Here is an 11,646-nt window from a genome sequence, read left to right on the forward strand (position 1 = left end):
TGCCGAGCTTGAAGATCAACCCCGTGTCTGAGGATCGATCATGGGAACTCGGGACCAGTCCTCGCTAGCAGAATCTAACCCACACCGCGAAGGCAACGTAACCCATATTGCGCCACGGCGGTACCATTGTGGTGTCCTTCATGTCTCTGACGCCGGTCGGCGGGAAGGCGGCGCCGGTTATGGTCTCCGCTGCTGTGCTCGGACGCTCACCGCGGAATATTAGCCTCCGGGAACGGCTCGCCAGAGGGCCTGATCGTGATGACGCCATCTTGCGGGCAGACTGACCCCCCTGATGGGGACACGGTTGTGCCATAATGAAGCCATGGAAATGCGGCCGTACGTAGACGAGCTCTGTCACGAGTTCATGGATGCCGCCGCCGGAGGCGGCGACGATACTCGTGCGCTCGCCGAGCGGCTCGTCGGGCCGCTCGAGAAGGCCACCCGGCTCACCCTCTTGAAGGCACTGTCCGCGGCCGCTGACGAGATCACCCGCGACTTGGCGCCCGGCTCCGTGGATGTCCGGCTGCGCGGGCTCGACCCCAACTTCGTCGTCACGCTGCCTCCTGCCGACGAGCCGTACGACGGCGAGGGGGAGGGGGACTACGAGTTCGCGGCGGGCGGGACTTCGGCCCCCCGGCCCGCCGCGAGCGCGGTCGGAGACGTCGCCGGTGGTACCGCGCGGATCAACTTTCGTCCCCCGGAGCACCTCAAGGTCCTGATCGACGAGGCCGCCAGCAAGCAGGGTCTCTCCGTGAACGCCTGGCTCGTCCGGGCCTGCAACGCCGTACTGGCGTCCGAGAGTCACCGCGGTGAGCGGCGCGCCCCCCGGGGCGGGCAGCGCCACTCCGGCTGGGTTCGCTGACCTGTGCCGGATCCTCGCCGTCCCGAGCGGGGACGTGCTGCGGCCTCATCGAGAGAGTAGAGACATGCCCGCTTACGAGACCCCCGAACCGATCTCCGTCACCATCGAGTTGCCCGTGGGGGACATCCGGATCGTCGCGGGCGACCGCGCGGACACCGTGGTCACGGTGGTACCGACGGACGCCAAAAGGGATTCCGATGCCAAGGCCGCCGAGCGGGTCTCTGTCGACTACTCGGGCGGCCGACTGCTTGTCAAGGCCCCCAAGCAGTACCTTCCGTTCGGTCACAGCGGGTCGAGCGACGTGTGCATTGAGATGCCGGCCGGGTCACAGCTGCGGGGCACGGTCGGTTCTGCCGCGCTGCGCTGCGACGGCCGGCTCGCTCTGTGCCACTTCAAGTCCGGGATGGGCGACATCGAGTTGGACGAGACGGACAGCCTGTACCTGGAGGCGACCAGTAGCGACATCACCGTGCGCCGGGTGCACGGCCGCGCCGAGGTCATCCTGGGGAGCGGCGCCGTGCGGCTGGCCGAAATCGACGGTCCCTCGGTGATCAAGAACACCAACGGGGACGTGTGGGTCGGCGTGGCGCATGACGACGCGCGGCTGACCGCCGCCAACGGTTCGGTATCCCTCGACCGCGCACACGGTTCCGTCGAGGTGAAGGTCGCCAACGGTAGCATCGGGCTCGGCGAGGTCCAGCGCGGCTCCATCGGCATCGAGACCGGGGTCGGCGAGTTGGAGGTGGGCATCCGGGAGGGCACCGCCGCTCGGCTCGATCTGCGCACCCGGCGCGGCACCGTACGCAACTACCTCACCTCCATCGACGGACCCATGCCCACCGAGGAGACCGTCGAGGTACGGGCCCGCACCTCCATGGGGGACATCGTCATCCGCCGGGCCTGAAGCCCCGCGCCATGGCGAGGCCGAGGAAAACACTTCATGAGGCCAAGGCGTCAGGCTGCGGCAGCCATGTCGGGCCGACGCCTGGGCCGATCGATGACACCGGTCACGGCCGGGACCTTGGCCGGCAGCGACCACAGCTCGCCCGGCACGATCCACGGCCGCGACTGACGTTTCCCCACAACCGCCCCAACGGGCAGACCGGCCGACAGCCACATGGCCAACGACTTCTGTTGGGGCCAGTAAGCCGGCTGTTCCCCGGAGCCCTGTTCCGGCACGGCAGCGGTGGTGTCCGCGTATAGGCGCCGAGTACCCATTGGCTGTTCTCGCGGCATCCCTCGGGCGGCATCTGCCCTCCTCCCGGCCTTCCACCGGCGCTCATTCCCCGCCTTCTGCCAGGTTGCTCCGTCCGGTCTCATGGCCGTTGCACACGCCTTCCCTCAGGCGGCACTGTCCTGGCGACGGGACAGACATGGGCAACGGTGCCATCGCTTTTTCCTGACGCCTCCAGGGACGCCTTCCTCTCACTGGACGCCTCGCGTTACGGTGACATTTGCTTCAGGGTGCACAACCGCATGGGACGGCTTCTCCTCGTATCCCGAGCGTGCCGCCGACACGGAAATACATTGACTGCACCTCCAGCATTCACAGTTCTGTGACCGAGCTTTTCTTCAGCATTTTGGTGTCATTCCTGGCTCTGTCGTATGCCACCGAGGACCCGCGGAGGAAGAATGCAAACCGGTACGTGTGTGAGCGGCACGAGTCTGGCCGTGGAGAGTCCCTCCTTGTGGCGGGCCCGGCGCATCGACATGAGGCACCGGCTGATCTGCTTCCCGCACGCGGGTGGCGGTGCCAGTGCCTACGCCGACTGGGCGGACGGCCTGCCCGCCGGAATCGAGGTGACGGCTGTTCAGTTACCTGGCCGCCAGAACCGCATGGACGAGGAACCACCCACTCAAGTCGGCCCCCTGGTCCGCTCGATAACCCAGGCTCTCCGACCGCTTCTGGGCTGCTCGTTTTCCTTCTTCGGCCACTCCTGCGGCGCCCTGCTGGCCCACGCGGTGGCGCAGGCCCTGAAGTCCCGCGGCCTCCCCCAGCCGGCTCACTTGTTCTTGTCGGCCCAGGCGGAACCCGGAGAGATCCAGCGGGGGCCGCAGATGCACAAGTTGTCGTCGGAAGCCTTCCGCGCCGAGGTGTTGCGGCTCGGCGGATTCGAAGCGGAGATCGTCGGCGACGACGAGGCCATGGACGCTCTGCTGCCCACTGTCCTGGCCGACTTCCGTCTGTGGGAACAGCACCGCATCAGCCCCGCCCCGCGGCTGGACAGCCCCATCACCGCGCTGGTCGGTGACCGGGACAGTCGGGTATCCGTAGAAAGTGTCGAAGGGTGGCATGCATACACAAATGCGAGCTTCGACACCCGGATTTACCCGGGTGGTCATTTCTATTTCTCCGACGCCCGGATCGGCGCGGAACTGTTTACATTCATCGGTCGAACCCTGCTGGGCTGACGGCTTCCCGTAGAACCGGAGGTGGGCTCTTTGTGCTCCATCGACATGGGCGTTCCGTCGCCCCTTTTCGGTGAGTTGAACGAGACCGGGCCGGGCGCTTGTGGCTCGGTGCCGGAGGTGTTTGCCCGGTGTGTTTCCGAGGTGCCGGATGCGGTGGCGGTGGTGTGCGGCGGGCGTTCGTTGACATATCGGGAGTTGGACGAGTGGTCGGGCCGGTTGGCGAGTGTGTTCGCCGGTCGTGGGGTGGGGGCGGAATCGGTGGTGGGGGTCGCGTTGCCGCGGTCGGTGGAGTTGGTCGCGGCGGTGCTGGGTGTGTTGAAGGCCGGAGGCGCGTATTTGCCGGTGGATCCGGAGTATCCGGCGGAGCGGCTGGAGTTCATGCTCGCGGATGCCCTGCCGGTGCTGGTGGTGACTTCTGGGGAGCTGGCGGCCGAGTTGCCTGCCGGCTCGTGTCCCTTCCTCGCGCTGGACGATCCGGACGTGGTCGCGGAGGTCGCGGAGGTCGCGGAGGTCGCGGCGGCTCGGGTGCCCGAGGTGTCGTCGGTTCCGGCGGACCGGCTGGCGTATGTGATGTACACCTCCGGTTCCACCGGGGTTCCCAAGAGCGTGGAGGTTACCCACCGGGCCGTGGTCGGCCTGGCTGGTGACGCCCGTTTTCGGGGTGGTGCGCATACGCGTGTGCTGTTGCATTCCGCGCAGGCGTTTGATGCGTCGACGTATGAGTTGTGGGTGCCGCTGCTGGGTGGTGGGTGTGTTGTTGTGGCGCCGCCGGGGAAGCTGGACGCCGCCGCTTTGGCGGAGGTTTCGCGTGAGCGGCGGGTGACCGCGTTGTGGGTGACGGCAGGTCTGTTCAAGGTGGTGGCTGATGAGCGGCCGGAGTGTTTCGCGGGCGTGCGTGAGGTGTGGACCGGCGGTGATGTGGTCTCGCCGGCGGCCGTCGAGCGGGTGATGGGGGCGTGTCCGGGGTTGCGGGTGGTGGATGGCTATGGGCCGACCGAGACCACCACGTTCGCCACCTGTCACCTCGTGCCGGCTGATGGGCCGGTGGCTGAGCCCGTCCCGATCGGCCGGCCGATGGAGGGCATGCGCGTGTATGTGCTCGACGGGGCTCTGCGTCCGGTTCGGCCTGGTGTGGCGGGTGAGTTGTATATCGGTGGTGGCGGGCTGGCGCGTGGGTACGGGCGGCGTCCGGCGCTGAGCGCGGAGCGGTTCGTGGCCTGTCCCTTCGGGGAGCCGGGTGAGCGGATGTACCGCACCGGCGATGTGGTCACCTGGGACGCGGGTACGGGGCTGGTCTTCCAGGGACGTGCCGACACCCAGGTCAAGATCCGCGGCTTCCGTATCGAACCCGGCGAGATCGAAGCCGTGCTGGAATCCCACCCGGGCGTCGCCCACGCCGTGGTCGTGCCGCACAAGGGACGGGGTACCGGCCGCGGCAAGCAGCTTGTCGCCTACATCGTCCCCACGGGGAGCGGCGACCCGGGCACGCGGCCCGAGAACAGCAACTTCGGTGCCATTGCCCTCGATTCCAGCTTCGTCGTCGGGGAGCTGCGCGGCTTCACCGCACAGCGCCTGCCCGAGTTCATGGTTCCCGCCCTGTTCGAGGTGTTGGACGAACTGCCCCTGACGCCCAACGGCAAGCTGGATGTGGCCGCGCTGCCCGAGCCCGAGGCGCGGGGCGGCATCTACCGGGCACCGCGTACGGGGGCGGAAGAGGTCCTGACCGGCCTGTACGCGGAGGTCCTCGGGCTGGACCCGGTCGGCATCGACGACGACTTCTTCGCGGCCGGCGGCGACAGCATCCAGTCGATCCAGGTGGTCTCGCGGGCGCGTACCCATGGGCTGGAGATCAGCTCGCGCGACGTGTTCGAGCACCGGACCGTCGCCGAGTTGGCCGCGGTCGCGGCTGCCAACCGGCAGGCCGGAGCCGTATCGGCGCCGGCGGAGCCGGAGGGTGGCGGCACCGGTGAGATGCCGCTGCTCCCGGTGGCCCAGTGGATCAAGCAGGACTGGGGTGCCGGGTTCGACCGGTTCCTCCAGGCCTTGGTGCTTGAGCTGCCCCCGGGCATCGACCGGGCGGGACTGACCGCGACCCTGCGGGCGGTGCTGGACCGGCATGACCTGCTTCGCTCCCGGCTCATGGAGGACGCCTGCGACGCGCCGGGCGGACTCGTCGTCGCGCCGCCCGGCGCGGTCGACGCCGACACCCTGGTGCGGCACACGGAGTGCGACGGACGCTGGGACACGGACGGCTGGCGCACACTGCTGCTGGCCGAACTTGACGCGGCGGCGCGGCGGCTGGACCCGGCGGCCGGGGTGATGGCGCAGTGCGTCTGGTTCACCCCGCCGGACCCCGTAACTCCCGGTCGGCTGCTGCTGGCACTGCACCACCTGGTGGTCGACGGTGTGTCCTGGCGCATCCTGATGCCCGACCTGGCACGTGCCTGGCAGCAGGCGAGCGCCGGTGCCACGCCCGCCCTGCCCGAGGTGCCCACCTCCGTACGCCGCTGGGCGCACGCGCTGGCCGAGGAAGCGGCCGACCCGGCACGCGTCGCCGAGCTGGGCCTGTGGCAGTCGATCGTCGAGCGGCCCGACCCGGTGCTGGGCACCCGGCGCCGCGACCCCGCCGTCGATGTGCGGGCCACCGTGCGGAAGACCTGGGTGCGGCTGCCCGCGCATGTCACCGAGCCGCTGCTGACGACCGTGCCCGCGGCCTTCCACGGTGGGGTCAACGACGGCCTGCTGACGGGGCTGGCCCTCGCCCTGGCCCGGTGGCGCCGCGACCGCGGAGTGGACGAGCCCTCGGCGCTGATCCGGCTGGAGGGCCACGGCCGGGAGGAGAGTGTCGTGCCCGGCGCCGACCTGTCCCGGACGGTGGGCTGGTTCACCAGCGTCTTCCCCGTCCGCCTGGACCTGGCGGGAGTCGACCTGGACGAGGCGTTCGCGGGCGGGCCCGCCGCCGGGCAGGCGCTCAAACTCGTCAAGGAATCCCTGCGCTCCGTGCCCGACAAGGGACTCGGCTACGGCCTGCTCCGGTACCTGAACCCCGAGACGGCCGCCGTGCTGTCCCGGCACCCCATCGGACAGGTCGGCTTCAACTACCTCGGGCGGTTCTCCGCCGCCGCCGATATGCCCGAGGAGCTGCGCGGACTCGGCTGGACCCAGGCGCCCGAGGCCGCGGCCATCGAGGAGCTGGCGGAGCTCGACGCGGCCCAGGACCCGCGGATGGCCGCACCGGCGGAGCTCGACATCAACGCCTCCGTCACCGATACCCCCGAGGGCCCACGGCTCGGCGCGCTGTTCACCGCTCCCGTCGGCGTACTCACCCCCGAGGAGGTGCGGGAGCTGACCGGGCTGTGGTCCGAGGCGCTGGAGGGCATCGTCCGGCACGCCGCCGCGCCGACGGCGGGCGGGCTGACCCCCTCGGACGTGCCCCTGGTCTCGGTCAGCCAGGATGACCTGGAGGCGTGGGAGGCGCGCTATCCCACGCTCGAGGACGTGTGGCCCACCACCTCACTCCAGTCCGGGCTGCTGTTCCACTCCATGCTGGACCACTCCGACTTCGACCCCTACCAGGTGCAGTACACGCTCCACCTGAGCGGTGCCGTCGACCCGGAGCGCATGCGCGCCGCGGGCCAGGCGCTGCTGGAGCGCCACCCCAGTCTGCGCGCCGCGTTCGTGCCCGACTTCATCGGCGACCTGGTCCAGCTGGTGCTCGGCCGCGTCACCCTGCCCTGGCGTCACCTCGACCTGAGCGGGCCGGTGGACGCGGAGCGCGAGGCCGCCTTCGAACAGATCCTCCGGGACGACCTCGCGGCCCACTTCGACCCCGCCGAACCGCCCCTGTTCCGGCTCACCCTGGTGACCCGCGGCCCGGAGCGGTCCGAGCTGGTGGTGACCGCCCACCATGTGCTGTTCGACGGCTGGTCGGTACCGCTGATCATGCAGGACCTGCTGCGGCTGTACGCCTCCGAGGGCGACGCGTCGGTGTGGCCTCGCGTGCGGAGCTACCGTGACTTCCTGGTCTGGCTGGCCCGGCAGGACCCCGCTGTCTCCGCCCGCGCCTGGCAGCGTGAACTCGCCGGTGTGGAGCGGCCCACCACCGTGGTGCCCGAACCGCCGTCCGGCCCCGGCGCGGGACCCGTCGGCATCGGCCAGGTCGACGTGCCACTGCCCGGCGAGGAGTCCCGGGCGCTCTCCCGGCGCGCCGCGGAGCTGGGCGTCACCGTGAACACCGTCGTCCAGGGCGCCTGGGCGGTGCTGCTGGGGCAGCTGAGCGGTGAACAGGACGTCATGTTCGCCTCCACGGTCTCCGGCCGCCCGCCGTCCGTCCCCGGTGTGGACTCGGTCGTCGGCACATTCCTCAACACCCTGCCCGTACGCGCCCAGTGGTCCGCCACCGACACCTTCGCCGACCTGCTGACCCACATACAGGAGCGGCAGACCGCGCTGCTGGACCACCACCACTACCCGCTGCCGCGGATCTACGAGGCGGCCGGCCTGAACGCCCTGTTCGACTCCATCGTCGGCTTCGAGTCCTTCCCGATGAACCATTCCGGGCTCACCGAGGCCAGTGCGGCCGCGGGCATCCGGATCACCGGGATCCGGCTGTTCACGGCCACCCACTACCCGCTCACCGTCATGGTCTTCACCGACTCCGACACCCGCCTGCGGCCGGCCGTGCAGTACCAGCTGCACTCCCTCGACCGGCCCGCCGCCGAGGCGATCGCGGCCCGCTTCGGGACGATCCTGCGGCAGATCGCCGCCGACCCGCGGCAGCGGGTGAGCACCGTGGACGTGCTCCTGCCCGGCGAACAGGACCGCCTGCGCGCGCGGCTCACCGGGCCCGGGGCCACCCACGACGGGACGACACTGCCCGCCGCGTTCGCGGACCGGGCGGCCACCGCTCCCGACGCGTCGGCGGTGGTCGCCGGGGACGTCACCCTCACCTACCGGCAGGTGGCGCAGGCGGCCGACCGGCTCGCCGACGGCCTCGCCCGGCACGGAGTCGGCCCCGAGACGGTGGTCGCCGTGGCGCTGCGGCAGCCGCTGGACCTGGTGGTCGCCACCCTGGGCGTCCTGGCAGCGGGCGGCTGCTGCCTCCCCCTGGACCCCGGCCACCCCGCCCGCCACCTGCGCCACGTCCTGGCCGACGCGGAACCCGCCCTGCTGCTCACCGACGCGGCCACGGCGCCGCTCCTGCCGGACGGCGGCCCACCCCGGCTGCTGCTCGACGATGTCGCGGCGGACGGCCATGGCACCGTACGGCCGCCCCAGGACCCCGACCGGCTGGCGTGCCTGGCCTATACCTTCGGGCATCCCGACGGCGTACGGCCGGTGGCGCTCACCCACCGCGGCCTGCTCGCCGGGGCCGCCGCGGCTCGCACGGCGCGGTCCGCACCCGGCACCGTCCGGCTGCCCGTCGGCCCCGCACTCGGCCCCGAGGTGTTCGCCACCCGGCTGAGCACCGCGCTGACCACCGGCGGCTGTCTGGAGCTGGTCACCGCGGCCCCCGGTGGCGTCCCCGGGCCGACCGGCACGACGGCCGGCCTGCCGCACGAGACCACCCCGGCCGGCGTACGGGCGTACCTGCTCGGACCTGGTCTGCGCCCCGCACCCCCGGGCGCGGTCGGCGAACTGTACCTGGCGGGCCCCACCCTGGCCCGCGGGTACCAGGGCCGGCCGGGGCTTACGGCGGAGTGTTTCGTGGCCGACCCCTGCGGACCACCCGGCGGCCGCATGCTGCGCACCGGTGACCTGGCCCGCTTCAACCCGGAAGGCGGTCTGGAGTACACCGGCCGTCGGGACGGCCAGGTCATCGTGCAGGGCCTGCGGGTCGCACCGGCCGAGGTCGAGGCGGTGCTGGCGGCGCACCCTGCCGTGCGGCAGGCGCTGGTCGTCGCCCACGACCCCGGGCAGGCGCGGGGCGAGGGCGGCACGCGCCTGGTCGGCTACACCGTGCTGCGCCCCGACGATGCCACCACCGGCACGGAGCTGCGCGCGTACGCCGCCGAACGGCTGCCCGCGCCGCTGGTCCCGGCGGCCGTCGTACCCCTCGAGGCGCTGCCGCTCACCCCCCAGGGCAGGCCCGACCGGGCGGCACTGCCCAAACCCGAGTGGGGAGAGGGCACCTACCGGGCGCCCCGCACCCCCCGGGAGGAGGAGCTCTGCGCGCTGTTCGCGGAGGTCCTCGAGGTCGAGCGCGTCGGTATCGACGACGACTTCTTCGCGCTCGGCGGCAGCTCTCTGCTGGCCACCCGGCTGGCCAGCCGTATCCGCAAGGTGCTCGGCGTGCACGTCGGCATCGGCACCATCTTCCAGCACCGCGACATCGCCGGGCTCTCCCGGACGCTCCGCAGCGCGGAAACCTCCAAGCGGCCCCGTTTGCGCAAGATGAACAGGAGTGGCGAGTAATGATCCCCTTGTCCTACGCGCAGCGACGGCTGTGGTTCATCGACAAGTTCGAGGGCGCCTCGGCGACCTACAACGTCCCCTTCGTCCTGCGGCTGAGCGGTGACCTGGACCCGGCCGCGCTCGCCGCCGCCGTACGCGACGTGGTGGCCCGGCACGAGAGCCTGCGCACGCTGATCGTCGAGAACGCCGACGGCGTCCCCGCCCAGCACGTCGTTCCCGCTGGTGCGGCGCGGCCGGAGATGCCACTGGTCGAGGTCGCCCCCGACGCGCTGGAGGAGGAACTGCGGGACGCCGGCTCTTACGCCTTCGACCTGGCCACCGAGATCCCGGTGCGCGCGACCCTGTTCCGGCAGGCTCCGCGCGAGCACGCGCTGCTGCTGCTCATCCACCACATCGCCGCGGACGGCGAGTCCATGGCCCCGCTTGCCCGGGACCTGGCCGCCGCCTACACCGCCCGCCACTCGGGCGGTGAGCCCGCGTGGCCGGAGCTGCCGGTCCAGTACACGGACTACACGCTGTGGCAGCGCGAGCTGCTGGGCGACGAGGACGACCCGGACAGCGTGCTGGCGGAGCAGGTGCGCTACTGGCGCGAGGAGCTGGCGGGGGTGCCGCAGCCGCTGCGGCTGCCCACCGACCGGCCCCGCCCGCCCGCGGCCGGCCACCGCGGCTCCGTCGTCGGCTTCCCCATCGAACCCGGTCTCCTGGCGGCCGTCGAGGATCTGGCCCGCGACCGCGAGGTGACGATGCCGATGGTGATGCAGGCGGCGCTCGTCGTGCTGCTGCACCATCTGGGCGGCGGTGACGACATCGCGCTCGGCTCCACCATCGCCGGGCGCACCGACGACGAACTGGCCGACCTGGTCGGCTTCTTCGTCAACACCTGGGTCCTGCGCACCGACCTGACCGGCACCCCGACCTTCGCGCAGGTGCTCGACCAGGTGCAGCGCAAGGCCCTGGCCGCCTACGACAACCAGGACGCGCCGTTCGAGCGCCTGGTGGAGATCCTCAACCCGGAGCGCTCCACCGCCTACCACCCGCTCTTCCAGACGATGTTCACCTGGGAGAACGAGGCGTGGATCGACCTCGAACTGCCCGGAGTCAGCGCCCGCCTGCAAGCCCTCTCCACCCCCACGGCCAAGTTCGACCTGGAGTTCAACTACTTCAAGGACCCGGCCCGGCCCGGCATGCTCTGCTACCTGGAGTACGCCACCGACCTGTTCGACCACGCCACCGCCGTGGCCATCGGGAACCGCTACACCCGGCTCCTGGGCGCCCTGGTCGCCGACCCCGGACAGCCCGTCGCGCTCGCCGACGTGCTGGAGCCGGGCGAGCGCGAGCGGATGCTCATGGCGCTGAACGGTGGGGTTGTGGAGCGGCCTGAGGTGTCTGCTGTGGGGTTGTTCGAGCGTTGGGCGGGGTTGGTGCCGGATGCGGTGGCGGTGGTGTGTGGTGAGCGGTCGTTGACGTATGGGGAGTTGGATGCGTGGGCGGAGCGGGTGGCGGTGGGTTTGGCTGTGCGGGGTGTGGGGCCGGAGTCGGTGGTGGGTCTTGCGTTGCCGCGGTCGGTGGAATTGGTGGTGGGGTTGTTGGGGATTTGGAAGGCGGGTGCGGCGTATTTGCCGGTTGATCCGCGGTATCCGGGTGGGCGGTTGGGTCATATTCTCCGTGCGGCGTGTCCGGTGCTGGTGCTGACGGATGAAGAAACGGCTGGGGTTTTGCCGGAGAGCGAGGTCTCTCTGGAATGGCTGGGTGAGGTGGAGAAGGCGGGGGTGGAATCGGCTTCTTGGGGTGCTGTTCGGGTTCTTCCGGATCAGGCGGCGTATGTGATGTTCACGTCGGGGTCGACCGGTGTGCCGAAGGGTGTGGTGGTGACGCATCGGGGTGTGGTGAATGGTGTGTTGGGGTTGGCGTCGGCGGTGGGGTTGGATGCTTCGACGCGGATGTTGGCGGGGACGTCG

Annotated in this window: 5 protein-coding genes; all 5 read left to right on the forward strand. The window is 70.9% G+C overall.

Translation table 11 applies throughout. The annotated features are described in order from the left end of the window. Positions 1 to 322 precede the first annotated feature (322 nt). Positions 323 to 862, forward strand: a complete 540-nt coding sequence (locus JK364_RS52395; RefSeq protein WP_201858552.1) for a hypothetical protein — start codon at positions 323 to 325, stop codon at positions 860 to 862. A gap of 64 nt (positions 863 to 926) precedes the next feature. Then, complete coding sequence (locus tag JK364_RS52400; protein WP_201858553.1) at positions 927 to 1,766, forward strand: DUF4097 family beta strand repeat-containing protein; 840 nt, start codon at positions 927 to 929, stop codon at positions 1,764 to 1,766. Between the two features lie 746 nt (positions 1,767 to 2,512). Then, positions 2,513 to 3,274 (forward strand): thioesterase II family protein, encoded by a 762-nt coding sequence (locus tag JK364_RS52405; RefSeq protein ID WP_307841697.1) that lies wholly within the window; start codon positions 2,513 to 2,515, stop codon positions 3,272 to 3,274. A gap of 45 nt (positions 3,275 to 3,319) precedes the next feature. Then, entirely contained in the window at positions 3,320 to 9,688 is a 6,369-nt protein-coding gene (locus JK364_RS52410) for a non-ribosomal peptide synthetase (protein WP_230993884.1), read from the forward strand. Next, the coding region (locus JK364_RS52415) for a condensation domain-containing protein (protein ID WP_201858555.1) at positions 9,688 to 11,646 on the forward strand (1,959 nt) is incomplete at its 3' end. The genes JK364_RS52410 and JK364_RS52415, both read left to right, overlap by 1 nt.

It is taken from the genome of Streptomyces endocoffeicus (genome assembly GCF_016741935.1).
GTDB classification, from domain to species: domain Bacteria; phylum Actinomycetota; class Actinomycetes; order Streptomycetales; family Streptomycetaceae; genus Streptomyces; species Streptomyces endocoffeicus.

What these genes read in the sequence shown, in the direction of transcription:
- JK364_RS52400 (WP_201858553.1), top strand. Translation starts at nt 927, where the DNA reads ATGCCCGCTTACGAGACCCCCGAACCGATCTCCGTCACCATCGAGTTG.
- JK364_RS52410 (WP_230993884.1), top strand. Translation starts at nt 3,320, where the DNA reads ATGGGCGTTCCGTCGCCCCTTTTCGGTGAGTTGAACGAGACCGGGCCG.
- JK364_RS52395 (WP_201858552.1), top strand. Translation starts at nt 323, where the DNA reads ATGGAAATGCGGCCGTACGTAGACGAGCTCTGTCACGAGTTCATGGAT.